Origin of the sequence: Lysinibacillus sp. FSL W8-0992 (genome assembly GCF_038008685.1) — a bacterium.
Taxonomy (GTDB): domain Bacteria; phylum Bacillota; class Bacilli; order Bacillales_A; family Planococcaceae; genus Lysinibacillus.
Genome location: NZ_JBBOZQ010000001.1, coordinates 791671 through 817186, shown reverse-complemented (window position 1 = coordinate 817186; position 25516 = coordinate 791671). Strand labels below are relative to the sequence as shown.

The 25516-nt window shown below is 35.1% G+C and carries 23 protein-coding genes; 7 read left to right on the top strand and 16 right to left on the bottom strand.

Annotation, left to right across the window (positions count from 1 at the left end):
• Positions 1 to 118: 118 nt before the first annotated feature.
• Together NSQ74_RS03830 and NSQ74_RS03825 are read right to left on the bottom strand one after the other, a co-directional pair.
• On the bottom strand, positions 119 to 646 hold the full coding sequence (locus NSQ74_RS03830) for a dihydrofolate reductase family protein (protein WP_340821594.1): 528 nt from the start codon (positions 644 to 646) through the stop codon (positions 119 to 121).
• 61 nt (positions 647 to 707) lie between these two features.
• Entirely contained in the window at positions 708 to 1268 is a 561-nt protein-coding gene (locus NSQ74_RS03825; protein ID WP_340821593.1) for an LOG family protein, read from the bottom strand.
• 52 nt (positions 1269 to 1320) lie between these two features.
• Here NSQ74_RS03825 and NSQ74_RS03820 point away from each other — a divergent pair, with 52 nt between their 5' ends.
• The 4 genes from NSQ74_RS03820 to NSQ74_RS03805 all read left to right on the top strand — a co-directional run bounded on the left by NSQ74_RS03820 (position 1321) and on the right by NSQ74_RS03805 (position 3161).
• The gene (locus NSQ74_RS03820) at positions 1321 to 1635 is read left to right on the top strand and encodes a MazG-like family protein (protein WP_340821591.1); all 315 of its coding nucleotides are present in this window, start codon (positions 1321 to 1323) and stop codon (positions 1633 to 1635) included.
• Positions 1636 to 1938: 303 nt separating this feature from the next.
• Positions 1939 to 2301 carry a DUF2085 domain-containing protein gene (locus NSQ74_RS03815; RefSeq protein WP_340821590.1) on the top strand — a complete coding sequence of 121 codons (363 nt, stop codon included), beginning with the start codon at positions 1939 to 1941 and terminating at the stop codon, positions 2299 to 2301.
• Between the two features lie 21 nt (positions 2302 to 2322).
• The gene (locus NSQ74_RS03810) at positions 2323 to 2604 is read left to right on the top strand and encodes a zinc-ribbon domain-containing protein (protein ID WP_340821588.1); all 282 of its coding nucleotides are present in this window, start codon (positions 2323 to 2325) and stop codon (positions 2602 to 2604) included.
• 233 nt (positions 2605 to 2837) lie between these two features.
• Positions 2838 to 3161 (top strand): zinc ribbon domain-containing protein, encoded by a 324-nt coding sequence (locus NSQ74_RS03805; RefSeq protein ID WP_340821587.1) that lies wholly within the window; start codon positions 2838 to 2840, stop codon positions 3159 to 3161.
• Positions 3162 to 3343: 182 nt separating this feature from the next.
• On the opposite strand, the gene NSQ74_RS03800 is transcribed toward NSQ74_RS03805, so the two are convergent.
• On the bottom strand, positions 3344 to 3550 hold the full coding sequence (locus tag NSQ74_RS03800; RefSeq protein WP_340821586.1) for a TM2 domain-containing protein: 207 nt from the start codon (positions 3548 to 3550) through the stop codon (positions 3344 to 3346).
• Between the two features lie 461 nt (positions 3551 to 4011).
• Between NSQ74_RS03800 and NSQ74_RS03795 the strand changes: the two genes are divergently transcribed.
• The 3 genes from NSQ74_RS03795 to NSQ74_RS03785 all read left to right on the top strand — a co-directional run bounded on the left by NSQ74_RS03795 (position 4012) and on the right by NSQ74_RS03785 (position 10593).
• Complete coding sequence (locus NSQ74_RS03795) at positions 4012 to 4932, top strand: multicopper oxidase family protein (protein ID WP_340821584.1); 921 nt, start codon at positions 4012 to 4014, stop codon at positions 4930 to 4932.
• A 373-nt stretch (positions 4933 to 5305) separates the two neighbouring features.
• Positions 5306 to 9292, top strand: a complete 3987-nt coding sequence (locus NSQ74_RS03790) for a S8 family serine peptidase (protein WP_340821582.1) — start codon at positions 5306 to 5308, stop codon at positions 9290 to 9292.
• Between the two features lie 350 nt (positions 9293 to 9642).
• Complete coding sequence (locus NSQ74_RS03785; protein ID WP_340821581.1) at positions 9643 to 10593, top strand: LysM peptidoglycan-binding and 3D domain-containing protein; 951 nt, start codon at positions 9643 to 9645, stop codon at positions 10591 to 10593.
• Between the two features lie 159 nt (positions 10594 to 10752).
• Here NSQ74_RS03785 and NSQ74_RS03780 read toward each other — a convergent pair whose 3' ends face one another.
• The 13 genes from NSQ74_RS03780 to NSQ74_RS03720 form a co-directional block, all read right to left on the bottom strand.
• Positions 10753 to 11496: an amino acid ABC transporter ATP-binding protein gene (locus tag NSQ74_RS03780; RefSeq protein WP_340821580.1), complete on the bottom strand. Its 744-nt coding sequence runs from the start codon at positions 11494 to 11496 to the stop codon at positions 10753 to 10755.
• A 12-nt stretch (positions 11497 to 11508) separates the two neighbouring features.
• Positions 11509 to 12174, bottom strand: coding sequence for an amino acid ABC transporter permease (locus tag NSQ74_RS03775; protein ID WP_340821579.1), 666 nt, complete (start codon positions 12172 to 12174; stop codon positions 11509 to 11511).
• Between the two features lie 32 nt (positions 12175 to 12206).
• Positions 12207 to 12989 (bottom strand): transporter substrate-binding domain-containing protein, encoded by a 783-nt coding sequence (locus tag NSQ74_RS03770; protein WP_340821578.1) that lies wholly within the window; start codon positions 12987 to 12989, stop codon positions 12207 to 12209.
• A 474-nt stretch (positions 12990 to 13463) separates the two neighbouring features.
• Positions 13464 to 13955: an LURP-one-related/scramblase family protein gene (locus NSQ74_RS03765; protein WP_340821577.1), complete on the bottom strand. Its 492-nt coding sequence runs from the start codon at positions 13953 to 13955 to the stop codon at positions 13464 to 13466.
• Positions 13956 to 14113: 158 nt separating this feature from the next.
• A complete protein-coding gene (locus tag NSQ74_RS03760) occupies positions 14114 to 16165 on the bottom strand; it encodes a GAF domain-containing sensor histidine kinase (RefSeq protein WP_340821576.1) in 2052 nt (683 codons plus the stop codon).
• A gap of 820 nt (positions 16166 to 16985) precedes the next feature.
• Positions 16986 to 17771 (bottom strand): nucleotidyltransferase domain-containing protein, encoded by a 786-nt coding sequence (locus tag NSQ74_RS03755; protein WP_340821575.1) that lies wholly within the window; start codon positions 17769 to 17771, stop codon positions 16986 to 16988.
• A 171-nt stretch (positions 17772 to 17942) separates the two neighbouring features.
• Positions 17943 to 18710, bottom strand: coding sequence for a DUF6414 family protein (locus NSQ74_RS03750; protein WP_340821574.1), 768 nt, complete (start codon positions 18708 to 18710; stop codon positions 17943 to 17945).
• 183 nt (positions 18711 to 18893) lie between these two features.
• Entirely contained in the window at positions 18894 to 19766 is an 873-nt protein-coding gene (locus tag NSQ74_RS03745) for a DUF4238 domain-containing protein (protein ID WP_340821573.1), read from the bottom strand.
• Positions 19767 to 19984: 218 nt separating this feature from the next.
• Positions 19985 to 20923 carry a hypothetical protein gene (locus NSQ74_RS03740; protein ID WP_340821572.1) on the bottom strand — a complete coding sequence of 313 codons (939 nt, stop codon included), beginning with the start codon at positions 20921 to 20923 and terminating at the stop codon, positions 19985 to 19987.
• Positions 20924 to 21227: 304 nt separating this feature from the next.
• Positions 21228 to 21434, bottom strand: a complete 207-nt coding sequence (locus NSQ74_RS03735; RefSeq protein WP_340821571.1) for a hypothetical protein — start codon at positions 21432 to 21434, stop codon at positions 21228 to 21230.
• Positions 21435 to 21483: 49 nt separating this feature from the next.
• Positions 21484 to 21765 carry a Mor transcription activator family protein gene (locus NSQ74_RS03730; protein ID WP_340821570.1) on the bottom strand — a complete coding sequence of 94 codons (282 nt, stop codon included), beginning with the start codon at positions 21763 to 21765 and terminating at the stop codon, positions 21484 to 21486.
• A 116-nt stretch (positions 21766 to 21881) separates the two neighbouring features.
• On the bottom strand, positions 21882 to 23579 hold the full coding sequence (locus NSQ74_RS03725; RefSeq protein ID WP_340821569.1) for a recombinase family protein: 1698 nt from the start codon (positions 23577 to 23579) through the stop codon (positions 21882 to 21884).
• Between the two features lie 145 nt (positions 23580 to 23724).
• Positions 23725 to 25506, bottom strand: coding sequence for a DUF927 domain-containing protein (locus tag NSQ74_RS03720; RefSeq protein ID WP_340821568.1), 1782 nt, complete (start codon positions 25504 to 25506; stop codon positions 23725 to 23727).
• Positions 25507 to 25516 lie beyond the last annotated feature (10 nt).

Sequence of the window (25516 nt, the reverse complement as noted above, 5' to 3'; positions counted from 1 at the left end):
CTGCATATATCGCAAATATAAACAAAATATAAATTCGAGAAAAAAAACTTATTCGTTGTAAGATGCTTATAAAAAAGTAAAACTCGCCACAGATATTGGCGAGTTTGTTTGTAACTTATTAAATTTTTTTATAATGAAGCATCGCAAGTTGACCTAACTTTTCAACTTTGCTTAAATTATATTTTTGGGTAATATCATCTCCGTTATAAAGAGAGATTCCCTTACCTAAAATAATTGGAGCAATGGCTAGTTGGAATTCATCAATTAAATTTTCTTTAAAAAATTCACGTGCTAAATTCCCCCCACCAATTAGCCATATATCTTTACCAGGCTGTTGCTTTAAATTGTTAATGAAAGCTTCAACATCTTCATTAATAAATGAAGCATATTCATCTGAACCGCTGACAGATTTAGAAAACACATAGTTTTTATAATCACTATAAGGATAGTCCATGTCAAATCCTCGAATGGTATCATATGTTCCCTTACCCATCACAACCGTATCAATTTTATTTAGAAGGGAATTGTAACCCGAATCGCCTTCTACTTCCGTAGACTCCAACCACTCTAATGTACCATCATCATTTGCAATAAAACCATCAATAGAAGTACCTATATACAAAATAACATTACGTCTTTTTTCCATATAAATCCCCATTCCTGTTTCACAAGATAACATTAAGTATATCAGTAACTGTTATCTAAAATTAATATGTTCGTACCAATGGTGGTGTATATTTTGCAATAAATTGTTCGATTTCGATAAATGAGTTGGAAAATAACATTGCCTTTTTATCTGCTTCAGTTAAAAAACCGTTTGTTACCATATCATCATAAAATTCTTTTAATTTATCATAATAGCCACCTACATTGAATAAAACACATGGATTTTGGTGTTGTCCAATTCTTGCCCATGAAATTACCTCTGAAATTTCTTCTAATGTTCCAGGTCCCCCAGGCAGTGCAATATAGCAGTTCCCTAAATCAATCATCTTATTTTTTCGTTCAGACATGGACTGCACAACTTCTAAACGAGTTAAATTAGGATGACTTAGCTCTCGATCAACTAAAAATGTCGGAATAATGCCGATTACTTTACCGTTATGTAATAAAACTTCATCTGCAATGACACCCATTAGACCAGCTTTTCCTCCGCCATATACTAGAGTATGTCCATTTTCGGCAATCCATTTACCAAGTGCTTTTGCTGCCTCTTCGTATAAATCATTGTTACCTAGACTTGCACCGCAATAAACTGAAATATTCAAATTCGATTCCTCCTTTATGCTATCATTATAGAAGTATAAGGAGTGATTTTCATTGAATATTTTTGAATATCAAAAGTGGATAACTGAATTTTACAAAAAGCGAAGCTGGTACGACTTAAACCCTTTTATTCGTGTCAATTTCTTAACGGAAGAGGTTGGTGAAGTTTCAAAGGCCATACGAACAATTGAAATTGGGCGTGATCGTCCAGATGAAAAAGCTCTACCAAAAGAACAACAAATTGAGAATTTAAAAGAAGAACTAGGCGATGTTCTTGATAATTTATTTATTTTAGCTGATAAGTACGAAATTGATTTAACTGAAATTATGATAAGCCATAAAGATAAACTAATAAAAAGATATCAATAATATTAAAAGTTTTAAACATCCCCCCTAATTCGTTGTCATATTAACGAATTAGGGGTTTTTTCTCATAATCCTCAGTTATTCCGTAACAAGTTACAAGGCATTCAAATGTAAATCATCTAGCTCAAAAAAGTTCTATAAGCCCCCTATTGTATGCACTTCTGCACATTACTCAAAAGCAGCTAAAATCTCATACTATCGCTATTTATTGAATTTTTATATTAAAATCTAAATTATGAAGTATATTCCAAAAATTCTATTTATGTTATATACTATACGCTAGAATAACAAAGGGAGTTTACAAATTTGGCAAATACTTTTAATTTTGTATTGCGAGTTTTTTTCTTTTGCCATCAAAGACCGGACCGTTCATTCCATTATAAAGGGAAGAAATTCCCTCTATGTGCCAGATGCACTGGTATGGCAGTAGGTTATCTTTTATCCATAATATTAGTCATACTTTTAGGCATATTTGATTTATGGATTATAGCTTTATTAATTTTACCAATGGCTATAGACGGTACAGGTCAATTATTTGGTAAATGGACAAGTAATAATAGTAGACGGTTCCTTACTGGATTAACTGGTGGAATCGGTATTATTTATATTTTCTACATTATTGGTTACCAATTTTTTTTATTTGGTCAATATGTTGGGAGAAATCTATAACAAAATATTGGAGGTACTATTATGTATTGTAAAAACTGTGGCGAACATATTTCTGAACATGCAGAAATTTGTATCCACTGTGGTGTCCGCGTAAAAAACGCAGGTGGTGAAGACAAACCAAACTGGGGCGTTAACATAATTACACTTTGCTGTGTGCCACTTGTTGGATTAATTATGTTCTTTGTTTGGAAAAACGAAAAGCCAGTTGCGGCTAAATCAGCTTTAATGTTCTTCTTTATTAACATAGCAATTATCGTATTATTCTATATTGCAATGTTCATTATTGGATTATCAAGTTACTAAAACGAAGGATTACATAATGTATTGTGAATTGAACATATTTCTGATTTAGTAAAAATTCGCCCTAAATGTGGCGTACGTCCTTACGTCATAAATCTTCTGTCACATGTGGCTCTAGTATAAATAGTAATCCGATAATTAAGGTTTAACTACGGACGCTTTTACTAATTGCTAAACAAACAGCACGGTGAACAAGATGATAAAAGGGAAATTTTTATTATGTAGGGGGTTTTATTATGTATTGTCCTAATTGTGGTTCTACCATTAACGAGAATGCCGAAATTTGTATACATTGTGGTGTCAACGTATTAAAATTTAACAACCAAATAACTGTAGCTAAAAATGATAAACCAAATATTTGGGTTAATGTACTCAGCTTATGCTGTTTCCCTCTGCTTGGCATTATCATCTATTTTGTATGGAAAGACACTCAACCAAAAGCTGCAAAGTCTGCTTTAATATTTGCTTTGTTTGGTTTAGCTATTTCAATTATTTTCGCAATTATTACATTTGTAATTGGGATTGCAACAGAAATGATGGATGATAGCTATTATTACTAATCAATATGACTAAAGTGCTTTGGTTTCCATTCACTTCATCATAAACAATAAAGAAGGGTAGACATTTAGAAAAGTCCCCCTTCTTTTTATCGTATTGCTATAAATAAAAGCAACAAGCTTAAAAAATAATATGTATGAGCCTATCGTTTTTTTATTTCAATAATTTTGCTTATTAAGATCAATTAAGATTTTATTAAATGACCATCTTTATCAGTAAATTTACCAACGATAATCATAACTAAATCAACTATTGTCCAAATTCCGAACCCACCTAATGTGAAAATCATTAAAATACCTGTACCGATTTTACCAACATAAAAACGGTGAATTCCTAGACCTCCTAAAAAGAAACAAAGTAATAATGTTGCTACGAAATTTTTGTCCGACATGTAAATACCTCCGATAAATTTATAAATACTTTATTAGATCACTCAATAATTATATATTACAAATAAAGTATTTTACAACATTTATTTCCTTTTATATAATACTACATTATTGATATTTTACTTCCTATAAAACGGACATTTGATTATATATAAAATTATCAAAACCACCTAAATCGTATTGTCCCTTATTTAGAATTAAAGAAAGAAGCATCCAGGACATTTAGTTTCCTTAATACGTCTTTAATATAAAGGCTATGTGCTTTCTATAATTCATAACTCATAATCGTGCTCATTACTTATACTCAATCTAAAGCTATTTCCACTATCTTTGTAAATAATGTTTTTCTTTCTTCTAGTGTAGTAATTATATACATAAATAGATTTGTATTACGTTACCAAAGAATAAGTCCCCCTTCGAAACATATATTTTTTTAAGAAGTGAATTTATAGGGGGTTTTATCATGGTTATCACACCGGGTATTGAGGATCTACCTTACGTACTTCAAAAAAATGGGGTAAAGTTTTTTACTTTAGTTGCTGAGGAAATAACGTGGGAATTGGTAGATGGTATCTTTATCAAAGCATGGGGATATAACGGCTCTACACCAGGACCAACAATTCGAGTTTTTCCTGGAGATAAAGTATGTATTAGGGTCATTAATCAATTACCTGTCCATACGAGCGTACATTGGCATGGATTAATCGTACCCAATTCTATGGATGGTGTCCCCCCAATTGAGCCCTCCCCATTTATAGAACCTGAATATTATTTTGATTATCATTTTACAATAGTCAATCCTCCAGGCACGTATATGTATCATTCCCATGTTGATGTTTCTATACAAGACAATGCGGGGTTATTAGGTGGCTTTATTGTTGAAAATCCGTCAGAGGTAAACATACCAAACCATAAAGATTACCTATGTTTACTTCAAGAATGGGCAATAAATGCTTTAGCATGGGGCGATCTAACAAAAGGTACGTATGATTTAACATTTATTAAACCTGATTTTAATTTTTTTACAATCAACGGCCGTTGCTACCCATTAACTGAACCTTTACTAGTAAAATACGGAGATACGGTTAAAGTACGATTTGGTAATATTCAAATGAACCACCACCCCATCCATTTACATGGACATCAGTTTAAAGTAGTTGGTGCTGATGGTTTTCCAATTGTCCCTCATACACAAATTTATAAAAACACTATACTCGTCGCATCTGGTGAAACTTGGGATATTAACTTCCAAGCGAATAACCCAGGTATTTGGCCAATGCACTGCCACATGCCTCATCACGTTACAAACAACGGTGTAGTTGGCTTAGGTGGTATGTTTACTACAGTTAAATATGAAGAAATGAATAATTCACCTTCTTTTTAGTGTGAAATTCATGGAAAATAAGTATTTTTATAAAAATCAATTGATTGGATATTTTGTTTCTACTATATAAGATAGCTGGCGTTATTTTTAAATAAACGCCAGCTATTTTTATTTTCCACTGATGTATCTACAACTACTGTCTTGATAAGGTGCAATGAAAAAATTAATGACTTATAGTATGTCATTTCACACTCGAAAGTCCTGCTTTTTCATTAAATTACCAGGAAGATAGATTTAATTTGTAATTAATAAACTAATACTAATTATCAATATTTTAATATCCAGATATTCTAATTACTCCCTTTATGATAAATTGGAAATATCACACTAAACTGAAAAGTGTGACAATAAAAGCTGAAGGGGGAAATGTGATTTGAAAAAGTTTAAGTTTACGAAGTTTCTAAGTAGTATTCTAGCTTTCGTTATGGTGCTTTCTCTATTGGTTCCATTATCGAGTGCTCGTGCTGAAGAGTCGAAACCATTCAAGCAAGATAGCCAAAGTGAAAGTATTATTCAACTAAAGGCGGCTATCGCTGAACAGCAAAGCTTGTCTAAAGATGGTCCAACTCTTCACGAAAGCTTACAAAATGTATCAGGCAATCAAGATGTTGCGGTCATTATTCATTTATCAGAATTGCCTGTAGCACTAGAGCAAGGAATGAGCCAAGTCAAAGGTCAAAGATTCTCAAATGCCCGGGCAAATGAAGTTCGCTCAAATGTAAATGCACAACAAACAAAAGTTAAAAAAGAGTTAGCTATTAAAAAAGTACAGATGACTCAAGGATTCACTTTTGATACTGTTTTAAATGGTTTTGCGGCAACTGTGAAAGCAAATGATCTTCCGAAACTGCTTACAGTAGAAGGAATTACATTAATCGAACCTGATGCAATTGTTTATGCATCCGAAGATAATTCGATGAAATCATCGGAACTTACTAAAGAAGATCAATTAGAAGCTCAAATGAATACAAGTAATTCTTTCCTTGGCATTGAACAGCTTTGGCAGGAAGGTTTAGAAGGACAAGGAATAAAAGTAGCAGTATTAGATACTGGTATTGATGCAGATCACCCTGAGTTTGCTGGTGTTTACAAAGGCGGAAAAAACTTCATTCCAAATTCATCAACTTACACGAAACCTCGTGCAGATGACGATGCATCGGAAACTTTGCCTTCGGAGCGTCCAGCGGGGACACCTGAATTTAATGAAAAGGGAAGCTCGTTCTATACTTCCCACGGTACACATGTTGCAGGAACAATTGCGGCAATCGGTGCTAACGAATTCGGTATTAAAGGAATTGCTCCAAAAGTAGACCTTTATGCTTATCGTGTTCTTGGGGCATACGGAAGTGGCGCTACTTCCGGTATTGTTAAAGCAATTGAAACTGCTGTAATAGAAAAAATGGACATTATCAACCTTTCACTTGGCGGTGGAGCTAACTCTGAAACGGATGCTGGTTCATTCGCTATTAATAATGCAATGATGGCTGGAACAATTGGCGTAATAGCAACAGGGAACTCTGGTCCAAATCGCGGAACAATGGGCACACCTGCAACCGCTCGTTTAGGAATTGCTGTTGGTAACACATCCTATCCTGAAACAATGTATAACGGGGAAGTGAATGTTGCAGTTGGCGACTACAACTTAACAAAGCAGCTTCCATTAATGGGGACGACTTTTGGAAAAAATTTATCAACCCAGCTTCAAGGAGAATTTGACCTAGTTGGTGTTCCTGGAAACGGGGAAATAAAAGATTTTGAAGGAATTGATGTAAAGGGTAAAGTGGCATTGATTGCTCGTGGCGGTATCGCATTCGTTGATAAAATTGCGAATGCAAAAGCAAATGGAGCAATCGCAACAATTATTCATAACTTCGCTGGTGGAACGAATGCACCGAACATTTCAGGCACATTCCTTGGTGATTCATTTGAGTTTCTGCCGACATTCGATATGTCCCAAACAGATGGCGATGCAATTCGCGCTGCATTAGCAGGCGGAACTGGAAAAGTAAGCTTTAGTAAATTTGCTTCCACAAAGACACTGGGGGATGATGTAAACACTTCAAGTTCACGTGGACCATCTACACCAAACTTTGATATTAAACCAGATGTAAGTGCACCTGGAACAAACATTATGTCATCGATTCCAATGTATAAAAAAGATTTCCCTGATGCTGATTATGCGGAAGCATATGCTCGTAAAACAGGAACTTCTATGGCAACACCGCATATTGCGGGTATTGTTGCATTAGTTAAACAAGCAAATCCTGATTGGAACGCGTTCGATGTAAAAGTGGCAATTTCTAATACAGCACAGGTTTTAGATACAACAAAATACGATGTGTTTTCTCAGGGGGCAGGGCGTGTAAATGCTTATGCAGCAGCTCATCCTGAAATCCTTGCCTATGCACTTGATAGCGCAATTATAGATGGAACTGGTGCAGTTGCAGAAAACTTGAAGGGTACAGTCACTTTCGGTCCACAATCGCTTAAAGATCGGGATATCTCTGTAACAAAACAAGTTTTAGTAAAAGATATTAATGGAAACGGCGGCAATTACAATGTATCTATTGATGTGACAAAAACATTTGGTGATGCAACTGTTACAGTCGATCAACCGACATTTAATCTAGTTGGTGAGCAAGTTTTAAATATTACATTAACTGCTTCACAAGCTACAGCACCAAACGGCTCTGAAATACTAGGGTATATTTACATCAGTGATGGAGCTACAGAAATATCTTTGCCATTCGCAGCTGACTTTAGCGGCGCGGCAGTAACTGAAATTAAAGATTATAAGATTACAGAAGCAGACCTATCCTTTAATGGAGATGGCGTGAAAGACTCGGCTGTACTTTCATTCACATTAACTGGAGATGTCACAACTAACTATATCGAGCTTTGGGATATTATGAACCCTGAAGGTGGAGAATACGGAGACGGCTACATTGGTTATCTGCATGCAGGGACTGCGCTAGGAAAAGGCTCTTATACGTTGAACGTTGGCGGGCAGTACAAACCATGGGGATCAGCACCTGCAACAACGATTCCTGACGGTCTGTATACAATTGACTTCACTGGTCTCGCAGCATCAGGGGTAGTTTCCGATTATGTTGGACCAATTATCGTGAAAACGACTAAACCCGAAATTACTGGTTCAGTAGCTGAAGGTGTCGCTACAGGACAGGTAACAGATAAGTATATCGACTACAATGAAGAGTTATATTTATACGGTTTAAATTATAATTTAAATGATAAATTAAAAGCTTCTTATATTTCGACGGTAAATGGCGAAGTACAAACACCAGTTGCTTTTGAATTAAATCAAGACGGTAGCTTCACATTCCCAGTAACAGCAGAAACGAATGCTGTATCTGTAATAATTAATGACGCTGCCGGTAATGTTGGTGAAGCAATAATATATGAAAAAGATGTAGTAGAACCAGAAGTAACACTTTCTGTAAATCCAACTGAGTTAAACCTAACAGCTGGAGAAACTGCACAACTTACGGTAACCGAAACGTCAACACCAGCAGAAGGTGATGCAACAGAGGAAGACGTAACTTCAAAAGCTACTTATGTTGTTGGAGATGAAAATGTTGCAACAGTCGTAAATGGATTAGTAACTGCTGTAGGTGCAGGCACGACTACTATTACTATTTCATATGGAGATAATAAGGTTACTATAAATGTTACAGTTAAAGCACCTGTTATAGAAGAACCAATAGTAACACTAGAAATCGACCAAGCTCAAGTTGAAACTAGAATAGGTAAAGAAGTTACAGTTAAGATTACTGAAGTAACTACTTTTGATGGTAAAACAACAGAAAAAGATGTTACAAAACTTGCAACCTACGAAGTAGCGAATGATAAAATAGCTACTGTAAAAGCAGGGGTTGTAAAAGGAAAAGGTCAAGGTAATACGACAATTACGGTAACGTATGGTGAGCACACACTAACATTTGACGTGGTGGTTGTAAAGCCTGGCAATGGTAATGGTAACGGCAATGGTAATGGCAATGGCAATGGCAACGGTAATGGCAATGGCAATGGCAATGGCAATGGCAATGGCAATGGCAATGGCAATGGCAATGGCAATGGCAACGGCAATGGTAATGGTAATGGTAACGGCAATGGCAACGGCAACGGCAATGGTAATGGTAATGGTAATGGTAATGGTAATGGTAATGGTAATGGTAATGGCAACGGTAACGGTAACGGTAACGGCAACGGCAACGGCAACGGCAACGGTAACGGCAACGGCAATGGTAATGGTAATGGTAATGGTAATGGCAATGGCAACGGTAACGGTAACGGTAACGGCAATAAAAATAATAATGAAGTTACCGAGGTACAGTTATAATATTTCAGTTCAAGCAAAAAGAGAAATTGCACAGCGCAATTTCTCTTTTTGCTATTTATTATAAAGTAATGACTTGCAATTAATCTCTTATTATATCGCCAAAATGTATAATTCCTCGTTAATCTCACTAAACACGATCTATACAAATAAAGGAACTCAAAAAAGAAATCTTCTGCTTGTTTTCACATTAAATTTCCAAGGAGATGGTATCGTTTAATATTAGAAATATTATTGCAATATAAATGCCATGTACGTAAACAAATTAACACCTCCTTGTTCTTTTTCTCAGAAAAAACTATGTTACGATTATTTTATATTGACAACTAAGAACGAACATGGAGGATACATGAATGCTTAAAAAAATTATAGCAATTGTACCAGTTGCAATGCTCTCTGCAACTTTAGGTGCTAATGCTCAAGCTGCAACGATTACAGTACAAAAAGGTGATACCCTTTGGGATTTATCACGTGCAAATAATACATCTGTAGAAAATATCCAAAAGTTAAATCATATTAATACTAACCTTATTCACCCTGGGGATGTTCTTACCATTGCACAGCAAAAACAATATATCGTTAAGCAAGGTGATACATTATGGGACATAGCTCTAAATCATCAAGTAACCGTTTCACAAATTAAAGAATGGAACCAATTACAAACTGATCTCATTCATCCAGGTTTAAATTTATCTATCTTTGTTGGTTTGGAAACTAACACGGCTGTAACTGAAAAACCAATAATGCCTGCAACTCATGAAGCAAAAGAAACGACAACTTCAGTAACCTCTCCATCAAGTAATTCTACTTCAACGGAGAATAAACCTGAAGCAACTGTTCCATCAACAAGTAATTCAGCTTCAGAGGAAAGTACACCTAAAGCAACCGCTCCATCAACAAGTAATTCTACTTCAGTGGAAAGTACACCTGAAGCAACCGCTCCATCAACAAGTAATTCTACTTCAGTGGAGAGTACACCTGAAGCAACCGCTCCATCAACAAGTAATTCTACTTCAAAGGAAATTATAGTGGAGGCTTCAGCTTATACAGCTTCATGTGATGGATGTTCTGGTATTACTTCTACAGGAATTAACCTTAAAACAAACCCAAATGCAAAGGTCATCTCAGTTGACCCAACTGTTATTCCGCTTGGTAGTAAAGTTTATGTAGAAGGCTATGGTGAAGCAATTGCAGGAGATACTGGAGGAGCCATTAAAGGAAAACGAATCGATGTTTTCTTTCCTTCTCAACAAGATGCAATCGATTTTGGCGTAAAACAACTAAAGGTAACAATATTAAACTAACAATTCCCATCCTATATTTAGGGTTTAATATATATGAACAATAAGGTGACTTGAATCCTTATTTAAAGCAAAAAAGAACCAGATTAGGTTCTTTTTTTGCTTATATCCCCAGCCCATCTAACGAGGTCCTGCCTTACATATAGGCAGGACCTCATAGTTTTATTTAAGCATTGTCGCAGTTAAAAATTCCCGAGTTCTCTCCTCTTTCGGATGATCGAAAAATTGTTCAGGTGTGCCGCGTTCAATAATTTTCCCATCGTGCATATACACAATCCAATCAGCTACTTCTCTGGCGAATCCCATTTCATGGGTTACAACAACCATTGTCATTCCTTCTTCAGCCAAGTCTTTCATTGTTGTCAAAACCTCTCCCACAAGCTCGGGATCGAGTGCCGATGTTGGCTCATCAAAAAGCATAATGTCTGGTTCCATCGCAAGTGCTCTAGCAATCGCTACCCGTTGCTTTTGACCCCCTGATAGTTTACTAGGATAGACATCCGATTTATCTTCCAAACCTACTTTTCTCAGTAATTGTTTTGCTTTGTTGATAGCCTTCTCTTTGTCTACACCCTTTACCATAATAGGTGCTTCAATAATATTTTCCAAAACCGTTTTATGTGGGAATAAGTTGAAATTTTGAAACACCATACCTACCTTTTCTCTAATCTTATTAAGGTCATCTGTCCGTGGATTGACTTCATTTCCCTCAATTATAATATTGCCGTTTTCCTTTCTTTCTAAAAAGTTCAAACAGCGAAGGAGGGTACTTTTCCCTGACCCACTCGATCCTATTAGACAAACAACATCGCTCTCGTAAACTGTCATGTCAATATTTTTTAATACATGTAAATCTCCAAACGATTTATTCAATTGATTTATTTTAATCATTTCCTTGGTGTCCAATTTTTTCAGCTCCTATCTGTCGCTTATTGCTAATTTCAGTTCAGTTCGGTTCACTACAAATGTCATCAACGCTACCAGTAATAAATAGTAGACTGCTACGATGAGTAAATAGGTCATTTCATCAAAATTATTTGATCCAAGTGTTGTCGCCACATTAAACAGCTCATTCATGGAGATAAATGCGGCCAACGAAGAATCTTTTAAACTGATGATAAATTGATTGCCTAAAGGCGGCAACGCTCGACGAAATGCCTGTGGAAGAATAATTCTTCTTAATGTCAGTATCTTTGTCATTCCCAAAGAGCGGCCTGCCTCAACCTGACCTTTATCGACTGCCTGAATTGCGCCTCGAAGGATTTCAGAAATATAAGCTCCATTATGTAACGCTAGAGCAAGTGAAGCAGCCCAAAAATCAGGAATAAGGAAAATCCCGCTTATTCCGAAGTAAAGAATAAATATTTGAACGATCAGCGGTGTTCCGCGGACTAAATAGACATATATATCTGAAATAAGTTTTAAAATTTTGATATTAGAAATTTTTAATAAGGCAAAGACAAGTCCGATGACGATTCCAAGTAAGATAGAAACCACCGTCAGCTCTAATGTTAATAACATTGCTTTAAAAAATATTCCTTTTGTTTCCATTAGTATGTTAAAAAAATGCGAAAAACTTGGCAAAGTACTACTTCCTTTCTTTCTATAGCATTGATTTATTCTGGTTTTTTGGTAATGTCCTCACCAAAATATTTAATACTGATTTGAGTCAGTGTCCCATTTTCCCGGAGGTGTTCCAAAGATTCATTTACTCGCTTCAATAGTTTTGGATTATCCTGGGGCAGCACAATCGCCTGTTCACTGCGATTAATTAATTGCTGTCCTTTAATCTTAAATCCTTCTTTTTCAGCTGTTTTTCCTGTAACAAAATCTGTAATGACCGCATCATGACGTCCGGTGCTCAACGCCTTTAAAGCTGTAATATCGCTGTCATATGTTTTTACATTGTCTGTATACTCGGAAGCTGTATCGGCATATGTCGATCCTTTTGCAACAGCTACTTCCTTTCCCTTTAAATCTTCGACAGTCTTAATTTTACTGTCAGGTCTGGTGAAAATTTTCGGTCCAGAATAGTAATACGGTGTAGAGAAAGAAACATGTTTACTTCGCTGCGGGTTAATCGTGTGGCTCGCAACCGCTGCATCCGCTCGGCCTGTTTTTACCCCTTCTACAATCCCTTTGAACTTGATTCGTTTCTGAACCGGCTCAAGGCCCATTTCCTTTGCAATCGCTTCCCCAACCTCAATATCAAAGCCCGACATTGTGAGATCGTCATTCATATAACTAAATGGCTTAAATTCACCAGAAGTAGCAAAAACAAATTGGTTTTTATTTATCAGTTCAGATCCATCCTCAAGCTTCTTCTTCTCTGTACAACCAGACAAAAAGCAGACTACGATTATACTAAAGACCAATATTAACTTTTTATTCAACAACATGTTGGCTATGACTCCTTTTCCCTTTCGATTATTCCTACAATGCTTCTTGCTAAATAACTTGCTTATGATGGTTAATACCCTATCTACTCCCGATAAAACAAAAAAGTGTCAGGCACTGTTAATAGTACCCGACACTTTTGAAACATTTTTAATTTATATACATCTCTTTCAAGTGTTCTCTCTCCTCAAATATTGATGCTTTTTAGACGTTAAAAAAAGATTATTCATTGGTGAATTTAATATAACATTTCTCATCAATATAAACTGACTGTTCAAATGCTTTAGTACTCACTATGGAAGACAATTTTATAAGCAAATGGTGTGGTACAAATATGTCTTTGAATCGTTATACCTTCTTCTCTACAACTGTCTACTAAAAAAACAGCACCAATATAAAATTGATACTGCCTTAATTAACCACACTTACTTGTGATATGGTTCACCGTTGCACCTTTAATGGAGGTTATTAATTTTCTAAGTCGCTGCTGAGGAAGAAGCTGCGTCAGCCTTCACACAATCAATTGCAACAACGAATGCAATAATGATTTCCTCCATCTCCTCATCCAATATTTGAACTTTATAGCTATCTCCCCAAGTGAACCACTCCTTGTTCACTTTACCGATGACTTCACCATGCTGTAAGACCTGAAACTCCATATCCCACCAGTTACCGTGTATCTCCATGTATGCCCCATCAATCGTATAGCGTGCTTTAAAGAAAGAAAACTCTTTCTTAATCGTTAACACCTCTCGACCATTTACCTCAATAAAAAACTTCGGTAAAAAGCTGAACACCTTTTTCGTAATAAGGGCTACTTCATCTCTTGTTTTATTCATAATGGAGAAAGTCTTTGGAATTTGCATAAAACTACCTTCTACGTAATAAACATCCTTTTCCTGCTGATCCTTTATTGTGAATTTGCCACTTAGACTGAATACCTTTTGCTTTATATAAAGTTGCTTCATTCTATACCTCCTTCGAAATAGCATATCAATATAGCGCAGATTTCATCATAGCTATTAATAATTATCAAAATAGTTTATTGAAATTTGGACTTATAAATTTATTTATTCAGAGCATCAAATGTCAATACCTTACAACACTAAAGAAGCGTTTCATCTTTTCATATATAAGTAAATTTTATAAAAAAAGTAGTTCCTTCAGATCCTGTTTGAAATTCAATTTTTGCGTTATGACGTGCAGCAATTGCATAGCAGATACCTAGACCTAAGCCAGTGCCATTATCTTTGGTCGTGTAAAATGGAGTACCCAATTTCTCTACTATCGCAGGACTGATACCTTCTCCTTGATCCTGTACTGCAAGAATTACACAATTCCCATCCCCTTTGTAGGTACTGATGGATAGAACCTTACCTATGTTCATTGATTCTAAGCCATTACGGTATAGATTTATTATCAATTGTCGTATTTCGTTACGATTTAAAAGTAAATCTGGAATGTCATTCAGATTAAATTGAATAATTTTATTTTGATTAAATGCATCTATCTCTATTAAAGGCGTAATATCGCGAATAATAGAATTTAAATCTAACATCTGTAAATCGGATGTCTTAGTATTACCTATAGAAAGAAATTCAGTAATAATAGAATTAGCACGGTCAAGCTCTTCGATCATGACATTAAAGTAATCATTATGTTTTTCGAATTCGCTCTCTTTTTTTAATAGCTGCAAAAATCCTCGTACTGTTGTCATAGGGTTTCTAATCTCATGGCTAATACCTGCTGCCATCTGACCTATTAAGTCTAGGTTTGATAATCTTTTCAATTCCTTCTCATATTTCTTTTTTTCAGTTATGTTTTTTAAAAGGCAACAGATTCCCTCATCATATGGGTACGCAACTGCTTCGTACCAATAATCACCATAAGCTGAGGTCATTTCGAAATGTACTGCTATTCGCTCTGACATCGCACGATGAAATTCTTTATACATGACCGTATCTACACATTTCGGGAAAATTCCCCATATATTTTGTCCTAATACATCCTTTGCCGTTTTCCTTTGCGGCAAATATTGATGTTTATTCATGTAAAGAAATTCCCACTCTTTGTTCAATGCAAAGAATCCATCCGTTATACTTTCAATAACACTTGTAACCTTTTCATTAGCAGCAGCTAGTTCCCTTGTTCGCTCTTCTACCATATTTTCAAGTTGGTCCATATATAACAAGTTTGAAATTGTAGGCGCTGTGGCTTCAACTATCGATTTTGCTAATTGAATTTGAGATTCATGGAAATTACATGTTTCCCCTCCTAAATTGACAACTGTTATAACCCCTAATACTTCCCCCATTGAAATCAGTGGCATCATAAAAAGACTCATACTATCTATATTTGGAGTGAGAATTATACTTTTTGTTTCAATAATCTGTTGAATCATAGCTTCGTAGCTTTGGTTCATTCCTATGCTTTTTAGATTCTCCATCCAATCGGCTTCTGTCCAATCACAGTCTGTATTAAATTTCATGAATGTCATTGTGTTTTTTCCCAATGGATCCAGGAGGTGGGCTGCACTTTTTTCGCTACCTAAAACCTTTCCTAAGTAGTAAAAACATTTATCAAGACTTTTCTGCACGGAGGAACACATCGACAAATCACGTGTAACATTGAGTAACAATTGTTTTTCTGCAATAAGGTTTTCCTTTTGCTTTAAATTATTTGCGTTTTGAATTGCAACTGCAGCCATATTTACATATGCTTCAACACTCTGAATTTCTGATTCTGTTAAATTCATCGGTGTTCCATAATCAAATAAAAAAACTAAACCAAATATCTCTTGCTCATATGAAATAGGCAGTGCTAATAAGGATTTAATTTTGAAGGCTTCTACCGATCTCGGGTCCGGCCGATTATCCTTTGAGGTATCAGAGATATAGATGGTTTTTTTAGTTTCAATAACCTCTTTGGCCAGTAAGTCTGTTTCAACATCAATTACCTGTGTATCGAGGGTTATGCCATTCATATCTTCTGGCTTTCCCACAAATCCTCTAAATGTTCCATCTTTTTCTGGTAAATAAATACCCACCGAGTTACATTGCACGATTTCCTCGGAAATTGCCTGCGTTACACGCTGTAAAACTTCACGTAGTTCTAACTTTGTATTAATTACTTTGGTTATACTCGCGAGCCTAGAATATCTCGTCTGTTCACTTAACATTCACAATGTCTCCAATCAAAACCTACTAAAAGTAAAAGTATAATTTCTAGCTAACAGTCTAGTTCTAAATTAGTTTATATTATATCTGTATCCTATTATACATGGAAAACCTCTATTACTTATGATACGGTTTACCGTGATAGCGCTAGTTTGTTTCGACCCGATGATAGGAACGACCATAAGGCTTCTAATAACTCCAATTCGCTTTTGTTAGTTCCTGCTATTATTCCATTGCCAGTCACCTTCAATTACTCTATCCCCTCAATAGACCATACATATGATACCGATGAATAAAGAACTGATTAATGATTCTGTTTGCATGAGCTACATTCTCCGAATGATTTTGATTCATAAATCTACTATATTCCCATTTTATTCTTAAACTCAGTTTGGAGAAAAAGGACTATCCAACAAATTCTTAAATGGAAACAGGTATAGAAAAAGAGAACTTTTTCTATACCTGTTTTTTTGTATCCTTTTTAGTAAATCACTATTTTAGTTGGTGATGGATTGTAGCGAAAGGCAGTTTTTTCTATACTCAACTGGACTTAAACCATCCAGTTTTTCTTTTATTCGTTTTATTATAGAGGAAACCCTGTATATTCATTTTAACGAACCAACAACTGCATTTTTATTTAGTCATAACTTCCAAGGTACTGATATTTTTTCAAAGGAAAATCACTTTTCATTATTAGAAGTTGTACAAAAGTTACTACCCTCATTTATTAAAACTAACATTATTGAATATGGATAAATGAAAACCATCTAGAACGCTGACACTACAATATTCTAGGTGGTTCTTTTTATAAGCCACATTTACTTATTTCCAAACTTCTTGCAATGTATTTCTAAACAATTCATCTAATATTTTAGTAGGATCCTTCGCTTCAACTTTGAGTGATTTAACATATTCTTCGAGTCGTTCCATTTCACTTTCTACAAAGTCGTTAATCACATGAATACGGGGTTCAATATCTAACTCATCACCTATTAGCTTTCGTTTTAAAAGATGCTCAATTGCATTTTTTAATTCGCCCTCCTGAAGGCTATCTTCCAATAGTTCATGGAAGCTAATTGGAGGTGTCGTATTATATTTCACTATCCACTTACAAGCCAATATCGGCCGAAGTACATAAAAATATTTTTTTATTCTTACTTCTGGTCCCTGCAGGTACTCACGATAATTATTTTTTGCCATGTTTAAATAATGGTGGAGCATCGAATTTGGATAAAATACACTCGATTCCAAAGACCGTATGTTATCAACAAATGAGTATTTTTGATAATAAATAATATTGCTTCTTAACCATTCTAAAAGTGGCGGATTATTTTTTCTAAATAGGCGTAGCGCTTTTGTGATTTCCCAACCACTTATATCTAATAAATCATTAATTGGTTCTTCAATTACATCTCTCTTTACTCCAATTCCTTGTGGATCAATCGAGAGATACCATTCAGGAGAATGTATATAAATAAATCGAACATCATAATCACTGTCTTTGGAAGGAAAGCCCCATGCTCTACTTCCTGATTCGACAGCATATAAAATCTTTACCTTATATTTCTCTTCAATTTCTAACAATTTCTTTTGAATGATTTCGTTCATTTACATTTCTCCTTTCATTATGAGCTTAGAAAAACTAGCTTTATCGTTTCTTAATTTCAACTTAACGCTTTAGTATCAATTTAATGAAAGAATCCCACATTATCCACCCTTACTTATGATACGGTTCACCGTAACTAATGTAAGTGCGGTTTTTTAATATAGAATTTTATTTTATCTATAAATAGCTAACACTTCTAGTTCTAAAGTATCTGTGTTCGATTTGATATTTTCAATTCCCTCTATTTCACTTTGCCCCATCTGTCTTCTTAATCCTCTACTTATAGAAAATAAGTCCTTCATGATATCGAAAACAACAATAGGTTTATCTTTCACTTGCTTTCTAGATGTAATTTTTGCAATAAAGGTAAGTTCCTCTTCTTCATAATCTTCTAATGCTTCCATGCCAACAAGTAACTCTGTTGATGTTAATTTTGTAAAGCCTTGTCTTTCTCCTAATTGACTACTTTCAATAAACATTGGAATTTTAGTACTCTCTTTTTCAAAAATCTTTTTAAAAAGCTCTTCTTCCTGAGCATTTGCTAAATTCATGCTACTAATCAATAAAGGTTTAAATTGATTTATCAATTCCATCATATCAAACTCGTTTGGAATACTTAGTGACCCTTCGAATGAAATGATTGATGATTTTGTAATTGTCTCAATATCGTAATCTGTAGCCATTAAATCAAAATAGTGGTCTCCACCTTTTTTCTTTAATAATTCTTCAAACTCATTACAATCTAAAACTAGGTTATCAATCAATTCACCTTCCATTTCATTCGTTCCACCGATACCCCCAGAAAATACTGAAATGTTAGCATCTAAAGATTTAGACGAAGATATTTTCACATTTTTTATTGCTACATGTTTCTTTCCTTCTAGAACTGCTTTGTATTCAGCTACTTTTTGTGCATCAAAATAAATCATATTTTTAAACATAATAGTCCCTCCAAAAATTAGTACTTAAAAAGTAGTAACACACCCAAACGGGAACTTACGTTCTTATTATATAATATTATAAATATTTCTTCAATTTAGTTCTTACACAAATGAGACCTCTTTACTGTTTTATAATGTAAAATAAAATATCTTACTACCTGAACCATTGATGCGGTATAATATCTATTCCCAGTTTTGCTTACTTTCATATATATCAGACATATTATATAAGAAATCCCCATCTAACAAGAGAGGCTCTATTGGTCTTGATGAAAAAATATAACGTGTAGCGAAAAAAGATGTTCGAAAATTAACCGCTCTCATAAATGTGGGACTAGCCTTAATATATGTCTTTCTTTTCCTTCCCCATGTTGCCCTTAAACACATTGCAGAATCCAGGGGGAACGTCAAGTGAATATTAGGGTTATTCCACCCCATAAAAGTGGGGTGAATGTTTTTCGAACTTGGATCATTTAATATTACTGGATTGTCTGATGTTAGAAAATCCTTATTTTGTGGTGCAATATGAAACTGCCAGTTCATCCTATAAATAATCGGGACAAAGATTTCAGACATTTCTATCATAAATTCTAGCGTTGTTAAACCCTCAGAACTAAGCGTAACATCTACTAATTTTGATGTCTCAGTACTTGTTTTAAGGTTAAAATCTAATTTATCGTTGTTTCTATAAAACCATGTCATGTAATTGAGGAAATTAGGTACTCTCGCTAATGAGAAGTATATAAAGTAAGAAAATTGAATTCTCTCTTCATCAGTTAACAAAGTTTGGCTTAAGATTTTTTTCAATATTGATGATGAAGGTCTTTCAATTTTCTTATCAAAGAAATCTTCAACCGCTGTGGTTATTTCACCTGTGATTAATTTCAAATCATAATATCCATTTAGTTCAGCAATTTTCTTTGTACCTTTCTTTTTTAATTTATCAAGTTGCTTGTCATAAACCCATATACTGGGTTCGTGTGGAGGAGTTACCCTATTATCCAAAAAACCTTTCAAATAAAATTGTGGAACATAATGGTTTCTACGTTTCTCCAATACCCTTCTCTCCGATCTCGATATGTTAGTTTTTTCTGCTCTCTTTTCCCATAAACAGGTATATTATAATACAGTTTTTCAACTTAAAATAAAAAAGCTATGCCAACAAGAAATAATCTTGCTGTCACAGCTACTATCGTCATCGTACAAAGCTTTCTCAATACTTATTAAGTATTGAGTATTGTCTCTTCTTTGTTATATTCTAAAATACAATCATTTTATTTAACCACATAAGTATCTGAATACTTATAATAAACTTGCCTTGAATTTTCATAAATCTTACCTGAATAAGAATCTACTCGATAAAGATCTATTCTGCTCCCATCTGGTGAAAATTCAATAGTTTGAACATCCCATTGCTTTTTATCACTATACGTATTAATATCTGAAATTTCAATGGTATCGAAATTAGTTATTTTATAATCCCTTACTAATCCATTAATTGTACCGTTGAAGGAATCGGTTACAAATTTATTCTCAGTAAAATAGACCAAAGCAGAATAATCACTATTCATCATATCTTCCTCGCTTACCCAAGAGCCTACAATCATTTCTTTTACTTCCTCAGTTGTAAACAGTGGTGTTGTATCTAACGCACTGTAACCAATGAAGTCAATTGGACTGCTAAAATTACTACTTGTAAAATACACGCTATTTGTTTTATTTTCGTTTATGACTGTGTCGTAAACCAATTCAAAGAATTCCCCACTCTCTGCAATTCCCTCTTTTGTTGGTTTACCAAGCTTTTCTCTAACATTATCTAGCGTATCGCCAATCTTAATTCCATTAAATAAATAATCACTATTGCTTATCTCAAGGCTTTCTAATTTTTGAGAGCTATTTAAAGAAACAGACAAGCCATCATAGCTTAAACTTTGACCATCTTCCCATTCATATAGATCCTGAGGTTGACCAAGTAACGCTATAATTCCTTCTTTGTCTAATGAAATTATATCAAGTAAATCTAACTGGATATTTTTTGGGGTTTCCTCACTTTTAGGTGTAGCTTCTTCAACTGCTACTTTATCTTTATTTTCAGGAGATACTTCATTAGTAACTTCTCCATTCACATTATTGGCTTCATTATTAGCATTGCTACAGCCATAAATAAAGAAAACAAAAGTAATCGGTAATAACATTTTTCTAAAAAACTTCAAGTAAATCCATCCCTTCATGTACGGTTTATAAATTCAATCATCTTAGAGTTTTTAGTGATCGTATTAAATTAAAAAGCTGTGCAATCAAAGCCTGACCTTGATATCACAGCTTTATATAAATTCGTAATCTACTTAGAACATTTTTTACATATCTGTCCCTTGAAACATGTATTGCAGGTGAAATAATCACATGCTGGGCAGGTTCTTAACTCAGAAACAAATTTCTTTTTTAGACAGCATCTGCACTTGCCATATCCGCTTTCATTGAGCTGAAAAGAATTGACCATCGTTCTTCCTCCTGCAATTAATATCCACGTTGTTTTAACACCATTCTTGCGGCTGTTCTTCTATTTTTAGCATTTGTTGAATTGCCAGTAGATGTATCAGTAGCAATCCTTTTCAGCTCTTCATCAGAATAAAATTCTAACCTCTCCACTTCAGCTTTCATGCTGTCCTGCGTATCTCTCAGGTTGTTAAGACCTTTGTTCATCATATCTCCGAAAAACGACATATAACTTCCCCCCAATTTTATTTTTCACTGCATAACCTACTAAAAGGCATTATCGTATTGTGTCTTTATACGAGTTTCTTTTTAGTATTTTCATAATCCAACTATAAGAATAATCATATTTCCGTGCTAACTCTTTAGCGTTTGTCCCATCAAACTCTTTAATGATTTGCTCGTGCAAAAAATCTTCTGATAACAAACGCTTAGGAAAGGTCACATATTGACCAGCGAAATAGTTATATACGCTTAACGTATTTTTATAGCCAATTAACTCAACAAAATCTTTATATGCTCCGTTGAAGCAAGAGCTATCTAGTTTACTACTATCGATCACTTTCCCCTCCTTATTAGTTATTTTCAATATGCCATTTCATCATTTGATAATCACTTCGATTATCAAATGGATTATCCTAACTAAAATCCACGTTTAGCTATACTTGTAGAATCATACTAAATAGCAATTAAAACCAAAAAGGGAGCAGATAAGTCATCTGCTGATGACCTATCCGCTCCTTGCTCTGTTAAATATTCTAACACTGTATTATTAAATTGAATTTGAATGCTATCAACCTCACGCTTATCATTCAGTGTTATATCTTTAATGATTAACGTAACCAAATGCTTTTGCTGTTCTTGTGTCATTGCCTTTTTGAAAGCCTTCTGGAAATTAGCCATGACCTCTTGAATGGTTGCTTCATCGATCGTGTGCACCTTCAATGATTGCAGTTGGAGCTTGATTGGCTGAAGACGTAGCTCCAGTTGCTCTATCTGTTCATTGACCTGGATGTGCCTTTGTTGCAAGTCCACTTTAGTTATGATGTCCTCCTCGTACAGCTCCATCGCTTTATTCTTTTTACGTTTAGCTTGCTCCAGCTCCTTTAGGAGTGCTTGTTGCTTTTGTTGTAGTGGTTCGTCCTGGTTCGATCGCTTACCGTTGACTCGGTCTGCGACTTCTTTTATGAGCTGCTTGTTTGTAGCAAGTGCTTGTAGTCTGCCAAAGATGTAGCTTTCGGCTTTGTCTGCTCGGATCGTGTTCGAACGACAAACAGACGTACCTTGGTTTTTCCACGCTCCGCAGGCATAGTATTCGAGTGTTTTACGTGTGCCATCCTTCAACTTATTGACTGTTCGCATCACAACCATTCCTGCACCACACTGTGGACATTTCATGACACCAGTAAAAGGAAACGTCCCACCATGCACACGGTTCGGCTTATTCGATCTTTCTTTTAGGATTTGTTGTGCCTTCCCCCAATCTAGCTGCGAGATGATGGGCTCATGCTCACCTTTTTGTAACACTGGATTAGGATTTATATCCCCTCTACGTTTATCCGTCCAGTTCCTCCGAACATCATATCGAATCATACCTACATAAACAGGGTTCTCTAGGATGGTTTTAATCGTACTTATTGAAAACGGCTTCCCTCGCTTACCTACATGCCCCTCTTTATTAACACAATTAGCAACCGCTTTATAACCGTTACCAGCGATGTAAAGCTCAAAGATACGTTTAACCGTTTTTGCCTCTTTTTCATTAATGACAAGCCTTGTATGTTTACGTCTATCACCTGGACTTGAAATATCCTCAAGGTCATATCCTAATACACGACCTCCATTCCACTTTCCTTGTCTAGCACGTGCTAACATGCCCATTTTCACATTTTCAGAAATGGCATTACGCTCAAATTCCGCAATTACCGCTAACATTTGAAACTGCATTCTACCATTAGATGTCTCTGTCTCATGATTTTCAGTAAAAGAACGAAAGGAAATGTGATTTCGATCAAAAACCTCATGAATTTTTAGTACATCCAATACATTTCGTGCTAATCGATTGGTCTTCCAAACTAAAACGATATCAAATAATCGTTTATTGGCATCTTCAATTAATTGCTTTAACGCTGGGCGGTTGCGAATTGATTTACCACTGATACCACGGTCAGCATAAACATCATGGACTTGGTATCCTTGTTTTTTACACCATTCCCTTAATACTCGTTCTTGCTCATCAATTGAGTAACCTTCCTCTGCTTGTTCGGTCGTAGAAACGCGGGCGTAAATCGCTACTCGCTTAACGGATACGGTACTTACTCTATGTTTTTTATCATTCAGAAATTGATTCAGTTCTTGCTGCATCATTGCACTCATTTGTATGTTCCTCCGATTCTAATGTTTGTATTAAATAGTTTTCACACATCTCTGCTAACATATCTATAATTGTCATTATTAAGACCTCATTATCATTAGTTAATATTGGCGAACAGTAGTTGCTTACTGTTCGCCCTTAAAATAGTTACATATCATCGATATCAACTGATTCAGGTTCTCTATTTTCAATAGTTGCCTTAGGTTGCTTTGTACCTTTTCTTGGCTGTCTTTGAATCTCACCTGGTGTTAATAAGGTATGAATGAATGCACCTTCTAGTTTGATACCATAAGTACTTACACCATTTTTACTGCTTTCAATACCTTTGATTACTCTCCGTATGCTGTATTTATTTTGCTTGGCATCCCTTTCTTTAATGAGAACACCCATACTATCAAGCTCACGTAGCACTACAGAATAATCGGTAAATCCCTTCTCGTCCAACATTTGCTTAAATATAGATGGCAGGATAAAGACCTCTGTCTCCTGCTTGTTTTTATTGATGTTCATTCTTCCCCAGATTGTTTGGGTTTCGCTTACATCATGACTATTAATATAGAAGTGCTTTCGATTTATGAGTAACCATTCTCGAATTAGTTCAAGCGCTTTTGGACCAATTTCACGTTCCTCAATCGATTCTATTTCTTGTTGTACTAACAACGCCCTTATTCCATCAATATTTAAATTCAAATCGAATGTTTCATTTAATAACTTTGCAGTCATTGTAATTAAGGCAAACTTTTTACCGATCCGATCTTTAAATTTTGATTGAGGCATAGCTTCCTCTATTTCTGCAGTTTCATTATCCCAAGCTTTTTGAATTTCCTTTGGGAGGTAATTTAATAACGTTGTAACAAAAGGTTCTACACCGTGACCATAATTTTTAGAAAGCTCTTTTACCAGTACATTTGAATGCTTTGCACTTTTTGTCCATTGCAAATTTTTCAATTCAAATACCCTTGCACGAATACCCTCATTTTGATTGATTTGATCTAGTAATGAACCTTCACCGGTTGTAATAATCGTAGTAGCCCATTCTGAACGGGGTTTCATTTGACTATTTTTATCTAACCGTGCTTTACTAATGTTTTTCGCCCATGTATAAAGTACATTTACGAGCTTTTGAGTCCCCATCAGTGAAAGTGATGTTTCATCACAAACGATTGGAACGCCATTATTATTAGCCATCAAATTGGTTAGAGCATTATCTGTTCCATTAAAGCTTTGAATTAAAGACCGAGCTCCTTCTCTAGGATCGCCAAATCCAGAAACTGCAACAGTAGCTGCTGATGTTTTACCTGTTGTACTGTTTCCCGCAATATGAAATATCATGGAATCTATGTGTAATTTTAAAATGCGATTGATGTACCCGACTAGAATCGCAGAAAAGCCTAGACATAAAGCTAACTCCATCTCTGGATGACCAACAACGGCTTTTTTAAGGACTTCTAACCATCGCTTATAATTACCTGATTTATTAATATTGAACTCACCAATATAATCCGATTTCTCTGTAGAATCTGCTGAGTATAATTGTTGATGTGCATAATAATTTTTTCGCTTATGGTTAATCCAACCTAACTGGCTATGTTGTAGACTTATTGGCGTTCCCGTTTCTGCTTCAGTTAAGTAATTGATAATACGTTTTGTTTTCCAAGTGGCAACATCTGCACCTTTCTTTAACAAAACACTGAAATTACGTTCAGTCGCATCCGTTCGATGAATAGTGTCCCTTTGCCAACCATCATTGCATTCAAAACGAATCTCCCAAAATAATTCCCCAGTATCTATCACTCGATATACAGCTATCAAATCTATGGGTCTGCTTAACCAAACCCAAGATTGATTTCCTGTCTCTTTATCAGTATGTCTTTTATATACACCTTTTGTAGTACATTTATAGTTTCGTGTTTCAATGATTACACTCATAGACTTTCAT

What these genes read in the sequence shown, in the direction of transcription:
- NSQ74_RS03830 (WP_340821594.1), bottom strand. Translation starts at nt 646, where the DNA reads ATGGAAAAAAGACGTAATGTTATTTTGTATATAGGTACTTCTATTGAT.
- NSQ74_RS03810 (WP_340821588.1), top strand. Translation starts at nt 2,323, where the DNA reads ATGTATTGTAAAAACTGTGGCGAACATATTTCTGAACATGCAGAAATT.
- NSQ74_RS03805 (WP_340821587.1), top strand. Translation starts at nt 2,838, where the DNA reads ATGTATTGTCCTAATTGTGGTTCTACCATTAACGAGAATGCCGAAATT.
- NSQ74_RS03800 (WP_340821586.1), bottom strand. Translation starts at nt 3,550, where the DNA reads ATGTCGGACAAAAATTTCGTAGCAACATTATTACTTTGTTTCTTTTTA.
- NSQ74_RS03795 (WP_340821584.1), top strand. Translation starts at nt 4,012, where the DNA reads ATGGTTATCACACCGGGTATTGAGGATCTACCTTACGTACTTCAAAAA.
- NSQ74_RS03785 (WP_340821581.1), top strand. Translation starts at nt 9,643, where the DNA reads ATGCTTAAAAAAATTATAGCAATTGTACCAGTTGCAATGCTCTCTGCA.
- NSQ74_RS03770 (WP_340821578.1), bottom strand. Translation starts at nt 12,989, where the DNA reads ATGTTGTTGAATAAAAAGTTAATATTGGTCTTTAGTATAATCGTAGTC.
- NSQ74_RS03765 (WP_340821577.1), bottom strand. Translation starts at nt 13,955, where the DNA reads ATGAAGCAACTTTATATAAAGCAAAAGGTATTCAGTCTAAGTGGCAAA.
- NSQ74_RS03760 (WP_340821576.1), bottom strand. Translation starts at nt 16,165, where the DNA reads ATGTTAAGTGAACAGACGAGATATTCTAGGCTCGCGAGTATAACCAAA.
- NSQ74_RS03755 (WP_340821575.1), bottom strand. Translation starts at nt 17,771, where the DNA reads ATGAACGAAATCATTCAAAAGAAATTGTTAGAAATTGAAGAGAAATAT.
- NSQ74_RS03750 (WP_340821574.1), bottom strand. Translation starts at nt 18,710, where the DNA reads ATGTTTAAAAATATGATTTATTTTGATGCACAAAAAGTAGCTGAATAC.
- NSQ74_RS03735 (WP_340821571.1), bottom strand. Translation starts at nt 21,434, where the DNA reads ATGTCGTTTTTCGGAGATATGATGAACAAAGGTCTTAACAACCTGAGA.
- NSQ74_RS03725 (WP_340821569.1), bottom strand. Translation starts at nt 23,579, where the DNA reads ATGAGTGCAATGATGCAGCAAGAACTGAATCAATTTCTGAATGATAAA.
- NSQ74_RS03720 (WP_340821568.1), bottom strand. Translation starts at nt 25,506, where the DNA reads ATGAGTGTAATCATTGAAACACGAAACTATAAATGTACTACAAAAGGT.